Consider the following 25,171-nt stretch of genomic DNA (forward strand, 5'->3'; position numbering starts at 1 on the left):
AAATTTCTTTTCATAATCCGCCAGCACCGAAAGGTGCTGGCTCTCCCTCATTTATGAGGGCTTTTTTATTCTAAAATAAATTCAAGCTGGCAGTCAAATGGCTCCATCTCCACATGTTCCCTGCTGTATTCCTCAGCTTCCACACAGCCCATAGCCTTATAAAAGGCCTGGGTCTCCACCGCCGAATGTCCTGATATATACAGGCTCCGTGCGCCGTGTTCCTTCGCCCAGGCAGCTGCCAGACGAAACAGCTCCTTCCCGGCGCCCCTTCCTCTCATATCCTCTGACACATGGAGGCTGGGCAGATCCAGATACTGCCCCCTGGAACCCATAGGAGTACATTCCACAGCTGCAAAACCTTTGAGTTCTCGATCCAAAAAGGCTCCAAACATTATGCCGCCCGCTTCCACCGTCTCTCTCAGGCACTTCACCAATACAAGATAATCTTCCTCACTCCATTCATCAATGAACGGGCAATTTCTGATCACCCACTCTCCCTTCTCTTTCCTCCAGCAATCCGTTACGGCCTGCCGGCGTCTAAAATTTCTGAAAAGTTCTCTGTCTATCTCATTTATTTCTACTTTTCTGTAGTCCACGCTTACTCCTCCTGCTGTTTTTGACTGGGACAACTATCTCCATATACAAGAATACCCCGGATAATCTGTTTCTTCAAGCAGATTATCCGGGGTATTTCTTTTATTTTGTATGATCTGTTACTGGTCACGGAGTGAGCATTAACTATGATCTGTATTCCCCAGCGGTTTGATTTCTTTTCTGTAAATGTGCCTCAGGAATATGGTACATAATATCAGTGAAGCTACCTCCGCAATTGGGAAGGACCACCATACCGCGTGAAGCCCCCCTACTTTGGACAGGATATATGCTGACGGCAGAAGCACACAGAGCTGGCGGATCAGGGATACAAGCAGGCTCAGGAAGCCATGGCCCAGCGCCTGGCATACAGACGAAGTAATAATGCAAAACCCTGCAAACAGGAAGCTGATACAAATAATGCGAAGAGCAGGAACACCTATCTCAAGCATTGTATCTGAAGCGTTAAATATCTTCAATAAAAGGTCCGGTATTGTCATAAAGACTATACATCCCACAATCATAATGGACACCGCATATATGATACTCAGCTTCATAGTCTGCGTTATCCTCTTTTCCTTTCTGGCGCCGTAATTATACGCAATGATAGGAACCATCCCATTGTTCAATCCAAATACCGGCATGAAAATAAAGCTCTGAAGCTTAAAGTATACGCCAAATACTGCTGTGGCAGTGGAAGTAAATGCAATCAGTATCTTATTCATGCCAAAGGTCATGACAGAACCGATGGATGCCATAATGATAGACGGCACACCCACTCCGTATATCCTCCTGATAATATTTCCTGAAGGACGGAATCCCTTCAGATTGACTGAGATCTCATGATTCTTTTTAACATTGAAATAAACTGCAAGACAGGCCGCTATGATCTGCCCGATAATTGTAGCTGTTGCCGCTCCCGCGACTCCCATCTTCGGCATACCGAAAAGCCCGAAAATAAGGATAGGGTCCAGAATAATATTGATAATAGCCCCCAGTCCCTGAGTCAGCATTGTATAAAAGGTCTTTCCTGTAGACTGGAGAAGCTTCTCAAATATCAGCTGAGAATACAGTCCAAAGGAAAAGACACAGCAGATAGTCATATATTCTGTTCCATAATCTACAATTTCCTGGATATCTGTCTGCCAGGTAAAGAAAGTCCTGGACATCGTAAGTCCCAGCACAAGAAACAGCAGAAAACTCATCAGCGCCAGAAAAATACCATTCTTTGCCGTATCATCCGCCCTCTTATACTCTCTCTCACCCAGGCTCTTAGAGAGCAGCGCATTAATACCTACTCCAGTACCTGTCCCAACCGCGATCATCAGGTTCTGGACAGGAAACGCCAGAGACACTGCCGTCAGGGCATTTTCACTGATCTGTGCCACAAACATACTGTCCACAATATTGTACAGGGCCTGCACTAGCATAGAAATCATCATAGGCAGGGACATACTCAGCAGCAGCTTATTAACAGGCATAACGCCCATTTTATTTTCCTGTCTTACTGTGTTTTGTTCACTCATTTTTCCTTTTCCTCCTCTTCTTAAAAATACAAAGGAGTTTTAACCTCCCCGTCTTTCTTCCAAACATACTTTGATATAAAAGTCATATTTAGTTGGCATTACAACCATAACATTACTATTCTATAAGATAACATTTTAATTGTCAATTCTTAATTTTTCAATCCCGCTCTGGTTTATATCTTCTTGACTTTTCTGCTTTAAACCCCTATATTAGTAAATGTCAGCCGCCTGCTTCCTAATCACGCAGGCATAACGTTGCAATGCCAACTTTTATAATAATCAGCATTTATATAAAAAATATATAATAGGAGCATATCATTATGAACCAGTCCTGCCAGTCTGAAGTGATCAAGATGGTTTCTACGCTTCAAAGAAAAACTCAGATGTATCTGAATGAACAGACAAGGCACCTGGGCCTCACAGGCAGCCAGGCACCTTTTATTTTAATCACATGTGAAAATGGAGAGATGATCCAGAATAAATTCTGCGAATTGCTGGAAATGGACAAGAGCACTGTAGCCAAAATGCTGTCCAAGTTAGAGGCCGAGGGCTACATTACCCGGAAACCGGATACTGCCGACAGCCGGGCCATGATTGTCTATCCTACCCGGAAATCTTATGATATCTGCGCAGCACTGGAAGGCTTCGGCAATAACTGGGTAAATTATCTTACCAGTGACATGAGTGATATTGAATTTGCCGCATTTTTCAGCATGCTGGAAAAGATATCCGATAAGGCGGTGGATTTTTTCTCTGATGCCCCCATCTGAACCGGCTTTTTACCTGGAGCGTATTTAGAAAACGCTTTCCGTGAGACGGCACAGTTCAGTATCCAGTGTATCTAGTGAAGCTTATGCGTTACTGTTCATACGTCACCGTCCCGCGAGGTGTTTTCGTGCGCATTTTGCACGAAAATCCCGAGGGCTGCAGCGCGAAACGGCGCTTTTCGCCGTTTCTGTGCATCGCGAAGCGTGTTACTGGTCACGGAGTGAACAGTAACGCTTATGCTCCTTTATGATATGCTCCAGCAGGGCCTGGCAGCCTTCCAGTATATCATTATAAGTTTTATCAAAATCTCCCGTATACCAGGGATCGGCAATATCCCTGGGGGAATCTGAAAAGTCAAGAAGACGGTGTATTTTCTTCTTTGGGTCACTTCCCGCTATACGCCTCATATTTCTCAGATTCCACTCTTCCATACCTAACAGGTAGTCATATTTTTCATAATCTGCCTTTGTCATGCGGACGGCCCGCTTCCCCTCTGTGCTGATCCCATATTCAGCCAATTTTTTTCTTGTGCCATAGTGCACTGGATTGCCTGTTTCTTCCGAACTGGTGGCGGCAGAGGCTATCAGGAAATGCTTGGTAAGCCCTCTTTTATTTACCAGGTCGCGGAAGACGAATTCTGCCATGGGGGAACGGCAGATGTTGCCCAGACAGATAAATAGTACCTTAATCATAATTTTATATCCCTTCATAAGCCTTCAAAAGCCTGTAATTACTGGCCTTTCGACGTTTTCATAAATTTGTTTAAAAGCTTGATTAGTATCACTAAGCAAGCTTTTAAACATCACCATGACTATCTAATCCAATATCTATTTCTCTACTCCCCATTCTCCTGTAAAACTGGATGCTGCATAGAAAAAATTTCTTTTTGTCTTTCAATTTCTGCTTTCAACTGCTCTTTCGTAGGCAAATAAGTCAGATATTTTGACATAAACAATCGGTCGTTATCATGAAGCACAGAATATCTGGCAATATCCTCATCAGTTTCTGAACACAAGAGAATCCCAATGGTGAGATTATCTCCCTGCCCTCGCTTTAAATCATCATACATGCGCACATACATATCAATCTGTCCCACATCCTGATGCGTAATCTTCCCCATCTTTAAATCGATAAGTACGTAATACGAGCCACAAACGCAAATCCTCTACCCAATTCCATCAGAAAATCTCTAATATGTGAAATAATAGCAAATTCTAAATCTCCTTCTAAGTAAGTATCCTCATTTTTGAAGCCAAGGAACTCTGCAATCACTGGACTTTTGAATTCAAATTGACTTTTTTGAAATTCCGCCGTTTTCCGCCTCATTTCTTCAATTACAGCATTCTTTTTCAGGTTTTGAAGAAGTCCCTGATAATATTGCGTACTGATATTGCGATCTAAGGTTCTTGAACTCCAGTTCTCATCAACTGCCTCTTTCGTATACCAATATCGTGCATTTTCATCCGGGACACGAAGAAGACTCCGAATATGCGTCCAGTTAAGATTATGAACGCATGCGTTCACAATCTGCATCTGCCAATGCAGAAATTAAACCTTTACCGTACTCTGCACGTTCACTGCCGCCCAATTCCTGCTCTACAATTCGTTTTCCAATATTCCAATAAGTAAGCAGCATTGCCTTACTGGAGGCACTATAGGCTGCTTCTTGTCCAGAAGAAATAATACTTTTAATTTCTGTAATAACTGATTGGTATGGTGTCAAAAGTTTTTCCATCATATCACCTCGATTTTCCATAATAATTATATCTTAACTTGCTTTTCCTATCATATCAAGGCTCTTTCAAAAATGGTGCAGTAGTGGTGTAGTAAACGCCTTTCTTCTTCGTGGAACTATTGATTTTACTGGCTTTTTCGGGACTTTTCAAGATACTGCCGTGGCAGACGAACAGTATTTTGATCATTTTGTAAAATGCTCCTTAAATGCTTATATTTGCCCTGCTTTGCTCCAGCGGACCGATTATACACCTCCGTGCATTCCGTATTTCAGCTCCTTCGGATGGGCATGCATATATCAATTCTTCAGTTCATATCCCTTGTCAAATCCCTCACCCATTTATATTTCCTGTAATGAGCCAGAACCCATGGGATCTTCCCCACCTCATCCAGGCATGTACAGGCGTACACCACAAGCACCGGCCAGTCAAACAAAAATGTGCCTGCTGCCGCCAAGGGGACGGCGATGCCCCACATGGTGACCGCCAGGCTGTACAAATCAAACATGGTATCGCCGCCCGATGCGAAGATTCCATTGATCACAATAGTGTTGATGGCCCGCCCAATCATATACACCGCCATAATCACCATCATTCCGATCAGGTATTTCCGGGCCCCTTCTGTAAACCTGACAAAGTTCAGGACGACCGGAGTCACTGTCAGCATAACCAGAGTAGAAACCGCCCCGCAGAGAATTGCGAGCTTCAGCAGACGGTCGCCGTACTTCTTTCCCCTTTTCAGGTTACCGGCTCCCAGCTCATTTCCCACCAGGATCCCGCCGCCGCTGCCAAGGCCATTGCACAGGCAGCAGATCAGATCCCGCACCACCGCTGCTACGGAATTTGCCGCCGTTGCATCCGTTCCCAGATGCCCCATAAATGCAGAGTAGGAGGTGAAGCCAACGCCCCAGAACAGGCTGGCTCCCAGCAGCGGATACAGACATTTCCAAAAATCCGCGGCCAGCAGCTTGTTTCTTCGAAAAAGACGTCTCAGGTCCGGACGTATGTATCCCTTCCTGAAGGAACAGCGCATGCACCAGACCAGCTCAACAATCCGGGCAAGCAGCGTCGCCAGGGCGGCGCCCTGCACGCCCATTGCCGGAAGCCCAAACAGTCCAAAGATAAACACCGCGTTCAGGACAATATTGAGAATTACCGTGACAATGCTGACTCTTGCTGCCTGAGCCGCATGCCCGCTGATCTTCATCACCGCCAGATAGCACTGTGAGATGCCTGTCAGAAGATAAGACCATCCGGCTACCTTTAGATAATGTATGCCTGTCTCAATCAATTCCGCCTCATTATTTGTAAAAATCAGCATCAGATACCTCGGAAAAAATATGCAGCCAATAAAAAACAATATGGAAGCCACGCCGCAGTAACGGAGGCTGGTGCAGAAAATATCGCTGATGGTTCCTGTATCGCGCCTGCCCCAATACTGCGCTCCCAAAATTATGGCAGTTGATACGACCGAGGTCAGTACCATGTTCTGTATAAACTGGATCTGCGTTGCCAGAGATACCGCAGACATGGCATTTTGCGCAACGCTTCCCAGCATAATGGCGTCTGCTGCCGCCACGGAGGCAAGCATCAGATTTTGCAGTGCTATAGGCACCGTGAGCTGCAGCAGCTTCCTGTAAAATACCTTATCGGAAAATAATCTCTCTTTCATCCCCTACCTTCTCCTTGTTACATTTCCTCCCATTTTACCGCACCGGCGCCGTTCTGTCTACCCTAACACACTCAAATCCAGTTCGCGAAGCTGCTCCATTACCCCGTTCTTCCAGCTCTTAAGCTCTTCTTCCTGTATCCCGGCTGCATTACCGCAGAGCATGTCCAGAACCTTTCCTATCTCACGGTGCGGAAAGTAATACAAGCAGTCTGCAAGTTCTCCCTCCATATCATATTTTTTCAATGCGCTTTCCAGGATTTCTCTTGCCCTTCCGTCCTCATATAGAGTTGCCAGCATTGTCGTCTCGTTGTAGTTGTAGGCGGTGACTCCCACCGCAAGGAATTCCTGCCGCTCCACGATGTTATCTGAACTGTTTCCAACCAGCACCTGATACTTTCCCGCCTCGGCTACCCACTGCTGCAGCCTGGGGTCATAGCTTTCCAGATCATGCCTGGTGATGGTAAACCTGATCTCTGTCTCCTCTCCTGCCTTCAAAAATACCTTTTTAAAATTCTTTAATTCCTTTTCCGGCTTCAGCAGTGTGGATTTTGGGTCGCGGATATATAGCTGGACAACCTCTTTACCGTCAATCCTGGAGATATTTTTTACTCTCACAAAAGCCTGAAGCTCTTCGTCTCTGTCCATGTCCATGCGGTCTGAGGTAAGCTTTAGATCTGAAATGCTGAAAGTCGAATAGCTTAACCCAAAACCAAAGGAAAACAGCGGTTTTACTTTCTTTTTTTCATAATATCTGTAACCCACCAGAATTCCTTCCCCGTAGCAGACCTCCGCCGCACATCCGGGGAAATTTCCGAATGTGGGGCAGTCCCTGTAGTGCCTTGGAAATGTAAGGGGCAGCTTGCCCGAAGGATTTATATCCCCAAACAAAATTTGAGAGGCGACATTTCCTCCCTCCTGCCCCGGCAAAAATACGCAGAGCACAGCGTCTGCATCGTCAATATATTCCGTCATATCTACCGGGCCGCATATGTTCAGTACCACGACCACCTTTTTTCTTAATTCTCTGGCTTTGGAAAGCGTTTCCAGCAGAAGCTCCTTATCCTCCGGCTCAATATCCATCTGCGGCCTGTCATTGCCCTCCTGTCCCCAGGCGGAGACTGTTATTACCACCACATCCGACTCGGGGGCAATCCTCCCTATAGTCACATGGCTGTCCCCGATCCGTTCTCTTGTTACTGCCGCCATGCCGGTGGACTGATCTGTGTAAACCATGGCACTGCCCCCGCCGGATTCCAGAAATCTCTCGCTTCTTTCGCCTATAAAGCTGATATTCACACTATCCGCCAGAGGAAGTAAGCCATTGTTTTTCAGAAGAACGCACCCTTCTGCTGCCCCCTGGTATGCGGCCCTGCGGGAATATTCTCTGTTGATGCAGGTATTTCTTCTCCCTTTCATAACAGGCATATCCAGAAGCATTTCCAATATTTTAGTCACTGCCCGGTCAAGAGCCTCCACCGGTAATCTGCCGCTCTCTACCGCCTCCAGGATCGGCTGTGTGCTGCGCGGCCCCGGCATATCCAGATCATTTCCTGCGGCTATTCCCTCCGCCTGCTCATACACCGCGCCCCAGTCGGATATCACCAGGCCTTCATATCCCCACTCGTCCCGGAGAACATCCGTCAAAAGCCAGGAATTCATGGCACATGCTTTTCCGTTTATTTTATTGTATGCGTCCATCAGGCTTTTCACATTTGCATCCTGCACACAGGCTTTGAATCCCGGAAAATAAATTTCATATAAAGCGCGCACAGGAATTAACTCGTTGATATTCTGTCTGTGGGTTTCCTGATTATTTGCTGCAAAATGCTTTACATTTGCCGTCAGCCCCTCGTCCTGTATACCACGCACGAAGTTCGGCGCAAGCTTTGCCGTCAGGCAGGGGTCCTCTGAATATCCCTCAAAAATACGGCCGTTCAGAGGATCCCTGTGTATATTTACATTGGGGCTTCCCAGAACCATATCCACCTGGTATGCGTCCATCTCCTTAGCCACGGCGTTTCCGCACAGATATACGGTTTCCGGATCCCATGTAGCACCCAGCAATATCCCCGGGGGAAAACATCCCGGAAGCTGTCCTGAGGGGGTGATCTCTTTCATTTTTTCATCAATAATATGCCTTACCGTTTTCTCCCTCTCATCCAGCACGGCGCCCTTTTCCTCTTTTTCCAGGAGTTTCATGATCATCACGGAATTCGCGACGCCCCCCAGTGACTCCCGCATAGTCTCATCCTCCTCCCAGCTCGCCCGCTGGATAACATCGCCGTAATATTGAAAAAGATTGACGCCTGTTCCCCCGTCCAGCACTCTGCACGAGGGGATTCCGTATTTTTCAAGCGCCTGTGTGGTAAAGGAACTTCTGCCCGTTACAAGCACCGCCTTTTCCTCCGTGGTCATCTCTTTTAGCAGCGCTGGAATACTCTCCCTGTTTATAAGTTTTGCACTCATCTCTATCCTCCTTTTTAATATGAAAAGCCATTGCATCACATACCTCCATGTTCTGCAATGGCCTTCTTAAATCAGTTCTCAGGCTTTAATTTTAGCTAATATTTCTGCACTCTTTTTCTTATCTGCAAAGTATTTTGACACTGCATCCTTATTAGAAGATATTCCTATGAATACCAGAAGGAATAGTCCCTGTGCCACAGACTGCAGATTAGAATCCAGCCCCATTGCGATCAGTCCTGCGCTGACCATCTTCATCGTAAAGGTACCGATCACGATACCTACGACAAGATTACAGTTATTCACAAGATTCAGACCAATGAACACGCCCATAATTGCGTCAAACCCCAGCGACAGCGTGGACATATTCAGCGTGGGCGCAATACTCCCTCTCTGGCTGCTGGAAATAACCGCCGCCAGCCCCAGAAAAATCCCTTCAATGATGAAGTTCTTCAGCCTCGTCTTAGTCAGGCTTACGCCTATGCTCATGGCAATATCCTGCCCGTACCCCAGAGACCTTGTATTTGCTCCATTCTTGGTAAAGTTGAAAAGAATATAAAGTATTATGCCTGCAACCGCCAGCACCACGTAGCAGTAGGGCGACTTTGCCAGCAATGTGATATCCTTCGTCAGCTTCACGCCTGTTCCGCCAAACAGCTGCGTTGTCAGCATTTCATAGATCAATACCATACCCAGACCGCAGATCATAGACGGGATCTTCAAAAAATGGAATACAAAAAACGTAAGCAGGCACAGGGTCACAGCGCTCAGGATGCAGAATACAACCAGCCCGGCAACTCCCGTATTTGTGCTGAGGGCAATGTTTCCGCCAATAATCCCCGCCAGGGCAACAACTGCTCCCGGCGTGAAATCCCACACTCCCATAAGCTGGTTATGCATCAATGCCCATCCTACCAGGCAGTACAGTACAAACTGTCTTCCGATCGCCAGCATTCCCGGCAGGCTTCCGAACCTGCCCTTTGAAAAAACAAAGAATATCACATATACAGCAATGGGCAGGATGAGGCATTTTACAATATTTGAAAGCTTTTTACTCATTTATCTTTTCCACCCTTTCGATGGTGCGCTATTTCGCATGTCTTGTCTCTACGTCATCAAGGCTATAGGAATTCCACAGATCATACAGCTCCTGGTAGCTTGTATCCGGGTTGAATGATGTGGAAACCGCCTTGAGTTCCTCAATATAATACGGGAAATCGTCCATTATATATTTTTTGAATTCCTCGTATCCATCCGTTCCGACAATATTGATAAACTGTCCGACCAGGGAAACCTCTTCGCCGCCCATATCCAGACTGCCTCTTATAATGTCTGCCATCAAGATTGCAAGGAATATAACCTCAGGATGCTGTCCTCCGCCAATAAACAGCAGGGAGCCTTCCTCAAGATATGTGTCTGTCCCCTCCTGCACGTCCAGTGTGGCAAGCTTAACAGTCCCCGTCATCCCAACGGTGTCCAGGGCCGAGAGCACTGCGTCCAGATTGCCGCTGGAAGCGCCTGTCATGGCAATAGAGTCCATTTCCGGGTACATAGCCACAAAATTCTGGACCTGGTCAGAGTATTCCTGTGCCGCCGCAGTTCCGCCCCTGTATTCACCGATAACTGTCATATCGTCATATTCGGCCGCTTTATCCATAATGCCGTTCCAGCGAAGGTCATGGCACGGGTTTCCGGCTGCCACGCCCAAAACCACCATATTCCTGCATCCGTCCTCGTATAATGCCTCCACCATATTCTGGCCTGACTTATAATCGTCTACAGAGGAGGTTCCAAGCCAGTAGTCGCTTCCGTCAAGATTTGCCTGAATGTCCTCGTCGGTGATGGGAGAACCAAACTGCATCAGATATACCCCAGCCTCGTCGCAAAGCTTCATCATGGGAGAAGTGACCTGATACGCCAGAATCCCGTCCACACCAGCCTCTATCAGATCCTCCGCCAGGGAAATATGCTCTTCCTGGGTCGTGCCCGCAACCAGCGTTACGTTCATGCCAAATTCTTCTGCTATATAGTCAAAATATTCCTTATAGGCCGCTCCCAGCGTATCTGTGTATCCCCATCCGATGAACCCGATGCTGACCTGCTTTACATCCGCCGTGTCCTCCTTAGCCTGGGCAACAGAGGTTACACTGAATAACATTGCAAAACATAATAGTACCGCCATTAATTTTTTCATTTTTTTACTCATATTTTTCTCCTTTGCTTTTTAGTTAACTACCTGCCCCTTTCTGCGGGCAATCGTTACAAAAACAGTTGCGATAAAAATAATCCCCTTGATGCCGTCCACCAGATTCGGATCCGCCCCCAAAAGCACAAATCCGTTTTCAATTACCACGATGAGCAGAGCGCCGATGATCCCGCATCTGACGCGGGCCGCAGCTCCTCCCGTAAGCGGCATGCCGCCCAGGACTACCGCAATTAACACGTCCATTTCATAAGCCGCTCCTGCCTGGGGATTCACTCCCCCGGCGCGCACCATGGCGAACAGCCCGGCAATTCCCACCCCGATTCCGAGTATCACATACGCAAGCACAGAATATTTTTTTGCATTTACACCGCACAGGGTCGTCGCCGTTGCGTTTCCGCCGATTGCTTTTTCGTATCGTCCAATCTTTGTATATTTAAAAAGATATCCCACAACGGCTGCCGCGGCCACCAGAACAACGGCCTTCACTCCCCAGCTGTCCAGCCACGTATACTGGTTGGGCACTGTTATCAGTGCCTTGGAGGTTGCAACCTTCAAAATTCCACGGTAAATATACTGCAGGCTCAGGCCTGTGATAAATACCGGAATATTTCCATATACGGAAATACCACCGATCAGAATACCGCTGACAATCCCTGTTAAAATGACAAGAATCAGCGCCGGGACAAATCCTATGTTCCTCATGGACACCACGGCGATCAGCATACATATGCCCTCTAAACCGCCGATAGACAGGTCTATTCCGCCATGGGCATACACAAAGGTCGCGCAAATACCTGCAAGCATGATAAAAAAAGACTGGTTAAAAATGCTCTGCAGATTCGATGATGTCAGGTTTCTTCCTCCCGAAAGCACAGCAAAAGCTATAAATACAATCAGCAGTCCTGCCAGAGGAAGAAAATTCCTTACTTTTTCTGTCTTCATATCCTTCCTCCTCTAAAGCATACACTCAATAACCGAGTGCTCGTTTAATGTGTCGCTTCTTTCAAGAATGCCGGAAAGCTTTCCGTCACGGATAACTATAATGCGGTCGCTCATACCGATTAATTCGGGTATCTCCTCCGAGATCATAATGATCGATCTGCCCTCCTGCTTCAGCCGGTACATCAGCTTATACATAGCTACCTTTGTGCCGATGTCTATACCCCTGGTAGGACAGTCAAGAATTAAAATTTCCGCTTTATTTCCGATCCACTTTCCAAATACCACCTTCTGTTTATTGCCTCCGGAAAGGTTATCCACCGTCTGGGCCCCGTTCTCACATTTGATGCTCATCTCCTTAATCTGCTCATTGGTGAGCGCTTCCTCGTCCTTTGCTGACAAATAGACGCCTTTTTGCAGCTTATTCAGGGAGGGCAATGCGACGTTACTAGTAATAGAGCTGCTCAGGATCAGCGATTCAATGTCTCTGTTTTTAGATACATAGCCCATTTTCTTTGAAACGGCTGCCGCCGGACTTTTTATTTCTGTCCCGTCCTTGTAAATCACCTTTCCGGTCAGCAGCTTCACTGCGCCGTACACCGCCTTTCCCAGATCATGCATACCGCAGTCGCTCAATCCGCCGATTCCGAGGATTTCTCCTCTATGGAGTTCAAAGGAAAAGTCCTCGAGTATTTCCCCTGCCGACAGATGCTCCGCCTTCAAAACCACCTCCTCGCCAAAGCTGCCGTCCAGATCCGTGCGGTAGTATTCATCGCTGATTTCGCGTCCTATCATCAGGGAGCGCATCTTCGGTATACTCATCTCATCTTCGTTCAGGGTGGCGATCAGACGGCCATCCCGCAACACGGTGATGGCATTACAGTTGTCCATCAGCTCGTCCATGTCATGAGAGATAAACAATACTGCCCTGTTCTCCTTTGCCTGCTTTTTCATGAGTCTGTAAAGAACCTCGCGCCCCTTATGCGGCAGCGCTGTTGTGGTTTCGTCCACGATCAGCAGCTCCGGTTTTTCATAGAGCGCTCTGGCGATCTCCACAAGCTTTCTGTCCTCAAAGTTATAGCGCATGATCGAGTCGTCTGCCCTGATATGGGAGGCTCCTATTTCATCCAATATCTGCTGGGCCTCTTTTTTCATCGCCTTCTTGTCCAGAAACAGGCCTCTGCTGAAACGCTCCTCCTTACCTACAAATATATTAGCCATAACCGTAAGGTTCTGGATCGTCCCCGCCTCCTGCACCACCATGCTTATTCCGGCCTGTTGTGCTTCCAGCATGTCCGCTGGTTTGTGGGGCTTGCCAAGAAATTCGATATTTCCGGAATCATAAGGCAAAACTCCGGCTACGATAGAAGAAATCGTGGATTTTCCGGAGCCGTTTTCTCCTATCAGGCCGCGTATCTCTCCTCTGTTTACCACCAGGTCTACGTCAACAAGGGCTTTTGTTGGGCCAAAGCTTTTGCACATCTTTGTACATTTCAAGATTACTTCTTTTTCCATTTTTTCACCCTGTTCTTACTCTTATTAAACGACAAAAGCGTTCATTGCATTTAACAGACTCTCATAAAGCTTTTTCTTTTCTTCCTCCGGCAGATCCAACAGGCTTTCAACGGCCGCCTTCCAGTAGCCCTCCAGTGAATCTGTATCCTGGAACAGTACCTGAAGCTCTACCATCTCCCGCGTCAGGATGCCGTCCGGGATAAATTCCAGCATCTTATCAAGGGCGCCTGGTGTTGCAGCGATCACGCCCAACGGTGTATCTGCGCTGATGCCAAACGCATTCCAGCCTTCTGCCTGTATCTTCAGCTCAGCGGCAATATCCCTGGAGGAGGTTCCAATGTAAAGTGTATATTCGTCGGGCTGCACCACCCATTTTCCGGCTGCATCATCATAGCTTGCAAGTTCGGCTGCTGTTACCACAAACACCACCTGCCTTACCTCACCCGGCGCCACCTCAACCTTCCTGAAATCCTTCAGCTCCTTCGGAGGCTTCACAAGTGCGGGATTCTTTTCACCTATGTACAGCTGGACCACTTCCTTACCCGTCATATTTCCCGTGTTTTTAACATTGACCGTCACAGTGATCTTGTCGTCATCCCTGTCCTTGTTAAGAATATTTTTATCGGTTTTGGCACCCTCAATTTCAAATGTAGTGTAAGATAATCCGTAGCCGAAGGGATAACGGGGCTCTATGCCGCGGTAGTCGTAATATCTGTAGCCCACAAAGATTCCCTCTCCATACCAGACCTCCTTGTTTCTTCCGGGAAAATTACTGCAGCTGGGAACGTCGCGATAATGTTTTGGGAACGTAACCGGAAGCTTTCCGGATGGGCTGAACTCACCCAGCAGTGCGTCTGCAACAGCATGGCCGCCTTCCATACCGGGAATAAAAATGCAGAGCATGGCATCCACATCGTCCACATAATCGGATACATCAACCGGCCCGCACACATTGAGGATCACCACAGTTTTTTTATTCTTTGCCTTCGCTTCCCCCAGCGCCCTTTTGAGCATTATCCTGTCGCTGGCCGTAACATTCATCTCGGCGCGGTCGAAGCCTTCCTGCCCCACAATCCCAACCGTTATCACAACGGTATCCGTATTGTCCGTGATTTCTTCAAAGGACACCCTGTCACATCCGAGCTTCTGTACCATCGTTTCATAGAGGCTGGTGCTCTCGGAGGTTACCACATTCGCGCTTCCGCTTCCGGATTCCAGAAACTGTCTGCTTTTTTCACCGAAGAAGCAGACTCCCTTTTCCCTGTCAAGGGGGAGAGTTCCGCCCTCGTTTTTCAGAAGTACGATCGCCTCTTTTATGCTGTTATACGCAGCCCTTGCAGAACCTGCCCTGTCGATATGATTATACCGGCGTCCCTTCATGACAGGCATTTCCAATATAATATTCAGATACCTCCTGACAGAATCGTTTACCTTTTCTTCATCAAGCTCTCCTCTCTCTGCCGCCTCAAGAACGCCTTTTATCGAGCGCGGTCCCGGCATATCCATATCATTTCCGGCATTCCACGCCTTCACCTGATCGTATGCCGCCGTCCAGTCGCTGACAACAAAGCCGTCAAAGTCCCATTCCTTCTTAAGGACGTCAGTCAAAAGCCATTTATTCAGTGCACAATACTCGCCGTTAATGGCATTATAGGCGCTCATAACAGTCTTGCAGCCGCCCTCCTGTACACATGCCTTAAATCCCGGGAAATAAATTTCCTGCAGCGCTCTTTCCGGTATGTGCTCATTGACCGTGCGCCTGTCTGTCTCCTGATTATTGGCGGCAAAATGCTTCACATTGGCTATTATTCCTTCGTCCTGGATTCCCTTCACAAAGGCCGGAGCCAGCTTTGATACCAGACACGGATCCTCAGAGTACCCCTCAAACATACGGCCCCCCAGCGGATCTCTGTGAATATTTACATTAGGAGTACCCAGGAGAACATCTATGTTAAAATAATGTGCCTCTTTCCCCAGCGCTCGTCCGCTCTCATAAATGTTTTCCGGATCCCAGGTAGCGCCGAATACAACTCCCGGAGGAAAGCACCCCGGCAGTTCTCCGCCAGGTATGTACTCCTCCATCATCTTTCTCATTTCTGCAATATCCTCCAGCAGCTGCGGATTCTTTACATCCTTCTCTTTTTCCGGATTCAGCAGACAGTCGATGATGGTGGGCACCGGGGCAAAGATATTTCCAAATATTGCTTCGCCTCCGTCCGTGATATTCTTCAGCCTCCCATAAGCGTCCAGAACCATTTGCATGTAATTGGCCCCTGTTCCCCCGTCAAGATAGTACACTGAAGGGATTCCATACTTTTCAAGAGCCGGTCCCTTAAATTCCGATTCTCCTGTGAGCAGGGTCAGCTTTTCCTCAAGTGACATCTCATTGATGATTGTCTCAATAGAGCTTTTATCAGCCAGTCTCATAGTTTTCTCCTTTCTGTCTTATATTTGTTATAAGAATTATTTTATATTTTTTACCCGTAATAAGCACTGTTTATTTCCATGTGCCTCATAGGTAAATATGTTGTTTTCTATAATGACTAAAATACAAAAATGGGAAGATTTGGTTATATCTTCCCGTTTTCCCCTAATGCCAAAAAACACTCTATGCTTTTTTCATTCGATTCCCATGTGAAGATCCGCCTTCAGCTTTAGGCTGTCCAGCGTCTTTTTACAGCCGCACACAGATTAATTCGCCGTTATATAAATATCCCCTGCGTTTCCGCTATTTTTAATAATTTCAGGCTCTCCTCCCTTGAATAAAACTCCTGCATGTTTTCCAGATCTGTCGCCTTTTTTTCGATGTATCCGTCCGTCACAGCATGTGAATTTCTGTACTCGATGGGCGTATATCCAAGCTGCTTTTTATAGATATTATTCAAATATCTGTAATCAGAAAAGCCGCATTCCATGCATATGGTTGTAATACTCATAGATGTATGCTCTACCAGCCTCCTGGCCCGGTCAAAGCGGAGCAGCGCCACATACTGCTGGAATGACATGCCTATCATATCCTTAAAAAAATGGGAGAGATAGTTCAGGGAGAGATGCTCCTCCTCCGCAATATCAGTCAGGAGTATTTTATCCGTAAAATGCGCGTCAATATATGCCATAATGTGCTCCAGCCGGTTGCTCTTGTTATACCGCTCCGCCTTTTCCTTCTCCGTAATTATATGCCAGGGATAGTAATTGATCAAAATTCCCCAAAGTTCAAAAAGACTGCTCATACAAAAAAAATTATATCCCGGCGCGTTCAGAAAATAAAATTTGGCAAGATTTAAGATCGAGCCGCATAGCCTGGCCTTCTGCTCCCTCCCGTATTTATCCAGCGTCAGAATATTTTCTTCAAACTCCAGCAGTCTTATATCCGGATATATCTTGCGGCAGAAATTTCCGGATATCTGGATAGACAGCAGCACTGTATTTTCCGTTAAGCTGTGCAGCTCATGGGCCTGTCTCGGGTTAAACAGCACGATATCTCCCCTCCCCAGCGAGATATAGCCCTGACGCTCATATACTTTAAGGCTGCCGGCCAGAACCATACATATCTCAAATTCCTTATGCACATGCAGCCTTCGATACGTCATATTTACCAAGAAAATATTCAGATCCTCCAGCTGCAGATGCTTTACAATCTCATATTCCTGCTCCATGTTAGTCCCCTCCAAACGAATTCACTGTACCTGCCGTTCCATTTTGCACCTTATCATATCCACTCTTTTTTCGATAAATTATAACATCTATAGATTTTATTTTCAATCTCTATAGATGTAAGCATCTATGTATAATTTTGTTATTATATGGAAAGAAGTAAGGAGAAAATATATGAAAATAGGAGAACAAATTAAAAGCTTCCGCTTAAACAAGGGATACTCCGTAAACAGGCTGGCAAATGAGGCCGGTCTGTCCCAAAGCTATCTCCGGGACGTAGAGCTGTGCAAAAAAAATCCAACCGTTGAAACCCTTTCTTATATCTGTGACGCTTTAGAGATATCACTTGCCGATTTTTTCAACGAATACTGCCGTCAGGAGCCGACCGTCAGCTCTCTCGTGGAGGCAATTTACCGTCTTACCCCCACGCAGCGTCAGCTTCTGGAAGCATTTCTGCACTCAATTCTCACACCTGAATCCCCAAAAGAAATACATAAAAGGCAGGATATCCTGTGAACTGAGCAGCACACTACACAAAAAAGCACCAGCCGTTTCCGGCTGATGCTTTAAAGTAATTCAAAAACCACAATACGTTCTCTGGGGTTTTCCCCTGGAAAAAGGTCTATGCAGTCTATCTCATCCAAAAACATTAACTCTTCCACTGTCATCAGATAAGATATATATTCATCCTGAGGATAGTAAAAAAACAGCAGAAGTTCTCTCTGCTTTTCATAGTAGGATTCTCTTATTCTTCCCAGCACCTTTTTCAATATCTCAACAGAAAATGGATTGAAGAAATAAAACCTGTCGGCTTCCGCAGGAACTTTAAATGATACAGCATCTGCTTTTTCTAAGGATACCAAACCTGCGGACACCCCAGAAGTTTGATTTTCTGCAGCCCTTTCATAGATTCTTTCATCATACTCGACTCCAATAGATCTGCATCTGGTCTGATAGGATAAATAGAAATCCACTCTCCCCTTCCCACAGCCGTAATCAATAAGTACGTTGTTCTTCCCAATATAGCCGCTGTTTGAGAAGCGTTCCAGCACACAATAGGGTGTTGGCTCATATGGATAACGATACTGATCTGAAGCAGAATCATCTCTCCCCTGGGTTTTAATCTTCAGAAGCCTGTCCCATTCTTTTTCACTTTGATTCATTTTTATAAAATTCCCCTTCTGCTTTTTCCTTGCTCAGTGTATCTGATTCAATATGCGCTTATATTTCTGCACAAAGTTGTAACTGTGAAGGTACTGAACAGTTATATGCAAATATTTATTAAAATCGCCTTTGGCTATGATTGCGATTCAGGATTTGACCACCGTGCTTGGTATAATTTTGAACTTAAAAAGGATTATGGTTCAGACATAATCCTTTTAACACTATTTAATATAAACTAAACCCCGTCCACTCATTGTAATAATCTTTTCTTATTTTGATACTCATTAAAGGCATTCTGTATCTCTTGCTGTGCTTCCTTTCCCTTGCGAATTATCTCTTCTTTGTCATCTTTATTACGGCATCCTGTAATACAACCCAATGCCAATATCATAGCAGCAAGAAAAACATACATTTTATTTTTAATCTTCATAACCAATCCCTTCTTTCTCAACACTTTTTCCACTAATCTTATCGCCTCCAATAAGACCGCCCTGCGGCTGTTTTTCCTACACTGACCTTTTTCTCTCATCTACTGATTTCCAATTACCTTTTACTCCACAATCAGGTGCTTTCCGGAGCTTACCTCCTTCCATATTTCTCTAAAGTATAATGTGTTTACATCATAATTATAAGTTTCTTTTTATCGTTTCGTCAACCAGATCTATATTTTCTCATCCCTTATCCAAAAACTACAATATCGACTAGGCTCCAAGCCCCCTCCTCCGGATGAATGGATGCCATCCATGTTTCATAGCCGGTGAACTCCTCATGAGAATTAAACTGTGAAAAGAACATTCCCCAGCTTCACCGGAGTTTTCAGCTCGTCAAAAACATCAGGTTTCTTCACTTCTATACTATGTAAGTCTTCATAATAGTAAGTCTCCTCTACACCAACTGTTCAAAAGAAAGCTCTTCCGTCCCGCATTCTGCCCGGACGACCACATCGCAGGGAATTCCCTCTTTCCTTTCCGGAAGGATCACCCTGAAACGGTATTCGTTCCGCGCTATCTCATAACTCTGGTAAAAGGTCAGCTCCTCACCTGTCTCCAAAAGCGTTACCTTTTTTACCCGCTGCTGCAGATTGCACAGAAGAATTTCATAAGGGAAATCAGGGTAACGGAATACATGCAGATACAGGCAGTTTCCCCTGACCGTAATCTTTCCCCATCTGTTCTCATAGGGGAACCTGGGGGCGCACACTGTGGAATATATACTCTCCCCATTTTTCTCAAGCCAGGCGCCAATCTCGTCCAGAACGGCAATACTGCCCTCCGGTACGTTTCCCAGGCCATCCGGGCCAATGTTGAGAAGCAGGTTTCCACCTTTTTCCACCACGCTCACCAGCTTTTCAATAATCTCATCCGGTTTTTTCCAATGCTCATCCACTCGGGAATACCCCCAGGTATTATTCAGCGTCACAGGCGTCTCCCATGGCTTATTATATGGCAGCACCGGAATCTCATTGTCTGCCATCTCCCGGTAATCCCCCAGATCATAACCGATCCTCCCATTTATCAGGCAGTCCGGCTGCAGAGAGTTTACAACATCCCGGAGTTTTTCACACAGTTCAATTGGCATGGTATACGGGGTGTCAAACCACATCAGGCCCACTTTCCCATAATTTGTAAGAAGCTCTTTCACCTGCGGTATTGCCTTCTCATAAAAATATTTTGGAAAATCTTTTTCCTCATTTTTCTTAAAATCTAATTCATTTCCCCAGCCGTTCTCATCCTCCCAGTCCTGGTTTTGGGAATAATAAATGCCCAGCATAAGCCCCTGTTTTTCACACTCGGCTGCCAGATCTGCCAACGGGTCACGGTGATACGGCGTGTTCATAATATTGTATGGTGATACCTTTGACGCATACATGGCGAAACCATCCACATGCTTTGCTGTAAAAACAATATATTTCATTCCCCATTTTTTCGCGCGGCTGACGATATCCGCCGCGTCAAAATGGACCGGATTGAAGCGGTCTGCAAGCTTCCTGTACTCTTCCACCGGGATCCCTGCATTTTTCTGTATCCATTCGGCGCCGTATGGGATTTCTTTCCCCTCATGTACACCCTCCATCAAAGAGTAAAGGCCCCAATGAATAAACAGGCCATAATGCGCATCTAAAAACCATTTCATATCCTTCATCTTCTTCATATTCTTCTCCTTCTATTTCCCAACGGGATCATGTTCAATCATAAATGAAAAATAAATATCCTTATCCCCATAAAGCCGGTATGGCGGTTCCACATCAGATCCCCAGGCATCGATGCCGCCTATGCCCCGCACTCCTCCATAAATTGTCAGCACTGTCCTCACGGCGGGAGGCAGCTCCTCCTGATGATCTGCAAATTCCATCTGTTCCGGTGTGTAGGGCAGACAAGAAAACGCAAAAGGGGTTTTATCCGCCCAAAAACGAATGCTGAATTCATCCTTGTCCCCATCGTTGTATCTCAGTGTCCTGCTGCGCACAATCTCTACCCAATCCGTCTCCATATGCATGCCGCAGTCCTGCGGGGTGAGATATGGTGTCACGGGAAGCCCTATTATCTCGCAGATACCTTTTTTGCCCCCGCTCATCCTGTCCGGATATGTCTCTCCGGTCAGTCCCTGGTAAGTATATCTCACAGCCGGTGTTGGGAAGACAAAACGAACTCCGAAAACCGGCAGCTGAGGCAGGCCTTCTCTTCCGTGATACAGGCCCTCCACCCGGATCCTTCCGTCCGGAAATACTGTATACCGTATTTCCGCCTCTGTCTCCGGCATGGTAAGTGTATCATATACATAGGTTACGGTGACGGTTTCTGCCTCCTCACTGCCATTATATTGATTATTAAGGGGAGCCTTAAAGTCTGTCACGGGTTTTCCATCTGCGTCAATACTCATACCTTTACAGACAAGGAAGCTGTCCGCAAGAAGCCACATACCGGACTTTTTGTAAAATCCCCCTCCTCTGTCATTATCCGTCATAGCGCGCCAGAATGCGGGACGCGGCACATGGTAAAGCCATTCCCTCTCCCTGATCTTTAAAGATTCCATACCGCCCGCCTGATAAGAAAAAATATAGTCGAAATCCGTTCCCTGTACCCCAATGGACACATCTCCGAAAATGAGTTTAAGCTTCGTATTTTTCATAAAAATAGCACACCTCCTGCATTGCCGGCTTTTCCGTACCGTCCGCAAACATGATCCCGTCGGCTGAGAAGCTGTAATCTGACGGCCGGTCATCAAACTCTCCGCCGCACCGGATCACTTCCCTGCCGGTGACATTGTCCTTTATGATCAGAGCCTTGTCCATAAAGCTCCAGATAAATCCCCCTGCAAATGTATCAAAACGGTCAAAAAGTTCCATATATTCCTTCATCCCGCCTCCGGAATTTCCGATTCCATAAAGGTACTCACACAGAATAAAAGGTTTTGCCGGATTTTCTTCCATATATTTAGCTGCTGCTTCGGGAGAAGCGTACATGCGGCTTTCCAGGTCTGATATCTCTGTCTCATAGGCGCGGTTCCTGGTCACTCCCTCGTAATGGGTAAGCCTCCCGTCTTTCTTTTCCTTATAGTACCGGTCCATAGCTGCCAGAGCAGTCCCCGCGTATGCCTCATTTCCCAGGGACCAGAAGAGGATGGAGGGATGGTTTTTGAGAAGTTCATAATTATTCGCAGCTCGATCCAGCACTGCCTTCTCCCAAACTCTGCTGCAGCCGGGGATATTCCAGGATGGTTCTGTTTCCCCCAGCTTCTGCCAGCTTCCATGGCTCTCCAGATTTGTTTCTGCCATCACATAAATACCGTTTTCATCGCACATAGAATACCACTTCACCTGATTCGGATAATGGCTGGTACGCACCGCATTGATATGGTTTCTCTTTAAAACCTGCATATCCCTCTTCATATCCTCTTCGCAAATACATCTCCCGGTACGTCCGCTCCATTCATGTCGGTTCACCCCGCAGATTCTCAGGCGTTTTCCATTCAGAAGTAACTTTTTTCCCACTATATTAATCCTGCGAAATCCCAGCTTGCTGACCGCAAACTCTACAACTTCCCCATTCACGTCTGTTACTATCACCTGCAGCTCATACAGAACCGGTGTAAAGTGGCTCCAGGGACGTAATCCTGCGAGTTTTTCAAAAAAGACCTCTGTTTTTGATGATAAAGTACTCACTGCTTCTGCTAAAGTGTGATTCTCCGGATCCTTCAGCCTTATCTGCGTAAGAGCGCCTTGCAATTCACCCGAAGCCCTCAGACCGACACGCAGTGTACCGGTGGAGCCGTCCTCAAAAAGTACGGGCCGAAGCTCCATATCCTCCACATGTACGGACGGCTGTGCCAGAAGCCGGACACTGCGGAAAATACCAAAAAAGCGGAAATAATCCTGCCCCTCCAAAAAAGCAGCCGTTGACCATTTATATACCTCCACACAGAGGAGGTTGCCCTTGCCCCGGACATAAGGCGTCAGGTCAAACTCCGCCGGCGTATAGCTGTCTTCGGAGTACCCGATAAATTTTCCGTTCAACCAGACGTACATAGCCTGCTCAACTCCGTCAAACCGGAGAATAATCCGTTTTCCTCGCATACGTTCAGGCAGATCAAAGGTCTTTCGGTAAGACCCCACCGGATTATAGTCCGTCTCCACAAAAGAGCCGCAGCCCAGAGGCATATCTTCCAAAACATCCGCGGGCCGCCGGAAGCTGATGCCCTCCCATGGATACATCTTATTCATATAATGCACATGGTCATACCCTTCCAGCTCGATGTGAGCCGGCACTGGAATCGTCCCAAAGCTTTCCGCATCAAAATCTTCTCTGTAAAAGTCCACTGGCCGGAGCTTTGGCGCCCTGGAATAACAAAACTGCCATGATCCGTCCAGGGACTCTGCAAAAGATGAGTTCCCTTCCTCTGCCTCCGCCTCATCCAGAAAGCAGAGATGGTCACTGTGTGCCGGAAGTTTTCCCACCCGGAACACCTCTGCCTCATCCAGCCATTTTATGTCTGCTACTATTCCGCAGATTCCTGCCAGCCAGTAGAGCACGTAAGAATCAAAGCCATGATTACAGCTTGCCGTAGGCTTTTTATGCTCCCACAGCGTCCCTGTTTCCCTGGCCATGGGCAGGAAATAGCTTTTGATATTCTTAATCACTTCATCATAACAGTGGTTCTGGTACAAAAGCTCAATTCGCAGATACTGCCCGATAAATGTATTGGTAAATGCAATCTCCGGGTATGTATTATGCACTGCCCGTTCCGGGCCAAACTCACTTAAAAGTATCTGCCATAAAGCCTTATCTCTTTTTGTATCCGCAACACCTGTGAAAAAGGCATAATACTGGCAGACCTCCGTACATACATTACTGTTTACCAGTGTTTTTCCGTCACAGCGCATATTGTCGGTATAAAACCTGCCGTTAAAAGAATACTTCCGAATCACATTCCTGAGCTGCTCTGCCTTATTCCTAAGCTCTGATTTATGATAAAGCCTTCCGGCTGCCTGCAGCATTCTGGCATACAGCATATTTGTAGGAAAATTCACTCCGGTAACCAGATCCTTGTCATTTGCCCCGGACCACTCTACAAATACCCAGCCCTCCAGGTTTTCCAAAAGCCCCAGTTCATTTTCAAAACCGGAAAAATAATCCAACAGTGCATAAATCCTCTTTTCCGCCTGCTGTATAAGCTCTGCGTCCCCAGTCCGCTCCCAGTATTTTTCCAGTTCCAGCACATACCACATCGCCCAGTTGGGAATAAAATTTCCATCATTGTGATCCGCCGGATAACACATGGGAAGCATTCCCTTCGGAAGGTGAGCAAATGTGTCATTCACAACAAAGTTCTCTAAAAACACACGTTCGAGAATATTTTCTCCTGTCAGCACATGCTCCACGCTGGAAGTGAAGTAGCTGTCACAGAGCCATCCTCCCCGCTCTCTCGATGGGCAGTCCATAAATGTATCCAGAGAACAGGAACGGAAGCTTTCCAGGGCTGCCCTGCAGATAATTTCCAGCTCCCCATCCTCTGTCTTTATCTTGTTTTTCACAGGAGGATGCTTATATTCTATAAAGCTGCCCCTGCCTGCTACCGCAGCGCCCTCTGCCTTAATTTTTATGTATTTCATGGTATACGGCGCAAAGCTTGTCAGCAGGTAACGCCCCGGCTCTATATTATATGTAAAACAGTTGAAACTTCTCATCCTCTGAAAATCCAGTTTCCCGTCCACCAGGATCTCATCAAACTGTACCTCAATCCGGCTATTTCCAGAAGCCGTCACTTCAATCTGGAAAAATCCAGTGGCATTATACGGCAGCGCATACATACAGGTGCCTTCTCCCTCCTGAACTTCTTCAGGAAGTGTCTCGGCCTCCAGTCTTTCAAATAAAGGCATCCTCACCTCCCGGTATATATAAGTCTTGTCCGGCTGCACCTCTATTTTTTCTCTTTGGAATTCTTCCTCGTCCCTTACATAAAAGTGCCCCTTGATTCTGCTCAAAGTATAGGCCTCCGCAAAAGCCCTCTGGAAACTGTAGCGGGGTGCATCCTGCACACGCTGGCGCAGATCATAAACCGGAATTCCATCCTCACCGGTCCAGGCCTGCGCCTGCTCCCCCAATCTGATTTCCGCTGTCAGGAAAGAGGGCTGATCCAACGTATCATAGGTGTTTACGTTATAACCCACCACCTCAATCACAATCACATTTTCCTCTTTGCTAAGAAACCCTTCCAACGAATACTCATCCACCCGGTAATGGCCGTGGGGCGCTCTGGCCGGGCCAGCCGCCGTAAATACTCCGTTCACCCAAATCCGGTATATACTGGACGCCGCAAGAAAGAGTTTATAGCCCCCCCTGGGAAGGACTGTCCTGAATGCCAGCTCACAGTTCTTTTCCATGGCCCTGTCCTGCGCCCATACCGGCCGGGCCTTTTTAAACTGAAATATCCTCATCTTCTG

18 protein-coding genes and 1 pseudogene are annotated in these 25,171 nt (G+C 46.7%); 2 read left to right on the forward strand and 17 right to left on the reverse strand.

Annotated elements, in window-relative coordinates; all coding sequences use genetic code 11:
• Positions 1 to 65 precede the first annotated feature (65 nt).
• Both NSB28_RS12175 and NSB28_RS12180 read right to left on the reverse strand, forming a co-directional pair.
• Positions 66 to 596: a GNAT family N-acetyltransferase gene (locus tag NSB28_RS12175; RefSeq protein ID WP_109626790.1), complete on the reverse strand. Its 531-nt coding sequence runs from the start codon at positions 594 to 596 to the stop codon at positions 66 to 68.
• Positions 597 to 734: 138 nt separating this feature from the next.
• Positions 735 to 2,117: an MATE family efflux transporter gene (locus NSB28_RS12180; protein ID WP_109626792.1), complete on the reverse strand. Its 1,383-nt coding sequence runs from the start codon at positions 2,115 to 2,117 to the stop codon at positions 735 to 737.
• 320 nt (positions 2,118 to 2,437) lie between these two features.
• Between NSB28_RS12180 and NSB28_RS12185 the strand changes: the two genes are divergently transcribed.
• Positions 2,438 to 2,887 carry a MarR family winged helix-turn-helix transcriptional regulator gene (locus NSB28_RS12185; protein WP_109626794.1) on the forward strand — a complete coding sequence of 150 codons (450 nt, stop codon included), beginning with the start codon at positions 2,438 to 2,440 and terminating at the stop codon, positions 2,885 to 2,887.
• A gap of 204 nt (positions 2,888 to 3,091) precedes the next feature.
• Here NSB28_RS12185 and NSB28_RS12190 read toward each other — a convergent pair whose 3' ends face one another.
• From NSB28_RS12190 to NSB28_RS12235, 10 genes and pseudogenes are all read right to left on the reverse strand, one after another.
• Complete coding sequence (locus tag NSB28_RS12190) at positions 3,092 to 3,577, reverse strand: low molecular weight protein-tyrosine-phosphatase (protein ID WP_109627131.1); 486 nt, start codon at positions 3,575 to 3,577, stop codon at positions 3,092 to 3,094.
• A gap of 143 nt (positions 3,578 to 3,720) precedes the next feature.
• Positions 3,721 to 4,641, reverse strand: a pseudogene (locus tag NSB28_RS12195) (PDDEXK nuclease domain-containing protein).
• Positions 4,642 to 4,925: 284 nt separating this feature from the next.
• The gene (locus NSB28_RS12200; protein WP_109626796.1) at positions 4,926 to 6,290 is read right to left on the reverse strand and encodes an MATE family efflux transporter; all 1,365 of its coding nucleotides are present in this window, start codon (positions 6,288 to 6,290) and stop codon (positions 4,926 to 4,928) included.
• 57 nt (positions 6,291 to 6,347) lie between these two features.
• A complete protein-coding gene (locus NSB28_RS12205) occupies positions 6,348 to 8,756 on the reverse strand; it encodes a glycoside hydrolase family 3 N-terminal domain-containing protein (protein WP_257497696.1) in 2,409 nt (802 codons plus the stop codon).
• A gap of 78 nt (positions 8,757 to 8,834) precedes the next feature.
• Complete coding sequence (locus tag NSB28_RS12210) at positions 8,835 to 9,812, reverse strand: ABC transporter permease (protein WP_109626800.1); 978 nt, start codon at positions 9,810 to 9,812, stop codon at positions 8,835 to 8,837.
• A 28-nt stretch (positions 9,813 to 9,840) separates the two neighbouring features.
• Entirely contained in the window at positions 9,841 to 10,959 is a 1,119-nt protein-coding gene (locus NSB28_RS12215) for a sugar ABC transporter substrate-binding protein (RefSeq protein ID WP_109626803.1), read from the reverse strand.
• An 18-nt stretch (positions 10,960 to 10,977) separates the two neighbouring features.
• The gene (locus NSB28_RS12220) at positions 10,978 to 11,901 is read right to left on the reverse strand and encodes an ABC transporter permease (protein ID WP_109626805.1); all 924 of its coding nucleotides are present in this window, start codon (positions 11,899 to 11,901) and stop codon (positions 10,978 to 10,980) included.
• 12 nt (positions 11,902 to 11,913) lie between these two features.
• The gene (locus NSB28_RS12225) at positions 11,914 to 13,413 is read right to left on the reverse strand and encodes a sugar ABC transporter ATP-binding protein (protein ID WP_109626807.1); all 1,500 of its coding nucleotides are present in this window, start codon (positions 13,411 to 13,413) and stop codon (positions 11,914 to 11,916) included.
• Positions 13,414 to 13,437: 24 nt separating this feature from the next.
• Positions 13,438 to 15,840 (reverse strand): beta-glucosidase, encoded by a 2,403-nt coding sequence (locus NSB28_RS12230; RefSeq protein ID WP_109626809.1) that lies wholly within the window; start codon positions 15,838 to 15,840, stop codon positions 13,438 to 13,440.
• Between the two features lie 275 nt (positions 15,841 to 16,115).
• Positions 16,116 to 17,069, reverse strand: a complete 954-nt coding sequence (locus NSB28_RS12235) for an AraC family transcriptional regulator (protein WP_109626812.1) — start codon at positions 17,067 to 17,069, stop codon at positions 16,116 to 16,118.
• 172 nt (positions 17,070 to 17,241) lie between these two features.
• Here NSB28_RS12235 and NSB28_RS12240 point away from each other — a divergent pair, with 172 nt between their 5' ends.
• Positions 17,242 to 17,583, forward strand: a complete 342-nt coding sequence (locus NSB28_RS12240) for a helix-turn-helix domain-containing protein (protein ID WP_257497697.1) — start codon at positions 17,242 to 17,244, stop codon at positions 17,581 to 17,583.
• Positions 17,584 to 17,633: 50 nt separating this feature from the next.
• Here the strand turns inward: NSB28_RS12240 and NSB28_RS12245 are convergent, their stop codons facing one another.
• The 5 genes from NSB28_RS12245 to NSB28_RS25235 all read right to left on the reverse strand — a co-directional run bounded on the left by NSB28_RS12245 (position 17,634) and on the right by NSB28_RS25235 (position 25,165).
• Entirely contained in the window at positions 17,634 to 18,230 is a 597-nt protein-coding gene (locus NSB28_RS12245; protein ID WP_109626816.1) for a class I SAM-dependent methyltransferase, read from the reverse strand.
• A 251-nt stretch (positions 18,231 to 18,481) separates the two neighbouring features.
• Positions 18,482 to 18,760 carry a hypothetical protein gene (locus NSB28_RS12250; protein ID WP_109626818.1) on the reverse strand — a complete coding sequence of 93 codons (279 nt, stop codon included), beginning with the start codon at positions 18,758 to 18,760 and terminating at the stop codon, positions 18,482 to 18,484.
• Positions 18,761 to 19,116: 356 nt separating this feature from the next.
• On the reverse strand, positions 19,117 to 20,382 hold the full coding sequence (locus NSB28_RS12255; RefSeq protein WP_109626820.1) for an alpha-L-fucosidase: 1,266 nt from the start codon (positions 20,380 to 20,382) through the stop codon (positions 19,117 to 19,119).
• A gap of 12 nt (positions 20,383 to 20,394) precedes the next feature.
• Positions 20,395 to 21,360 (reverse strand): beta-galactosidase small subunit, encoded by a 966-nt coding sequence (locus NSB28_RS12260; protein WP_109626822.1) that lies wholly within the window; start codon positions 21,358 to 21,360, stop codon positions 20,395 to 20,397.
• Entirely contained in the window at positions 21,341 to 25,165 is a 3,825-nt protein-coding gene (locus tag NSB28_RS25235) for a glycoside hydrolase family 2 TIM barrel-domain containing protein (protein ID WP_109626824.1), read from the reverse strand. Before NSB28_RS25235 ends, NSB28_RS12260 begins: the two co-directional genes overlap by 20 nt.
• Positions 25,166 to 25,171 lie beyond the last annotated feature (6 nt).

Source organism: Murimonas intestini (assembly GCF_024622195.1).
GTDB classification, from domain to species: domain Bacteria; phylum Bacillota; class Clostridia; order Lachnospirales; family Lachnospiraceae; genus Murimonas; species Murimonas intestini.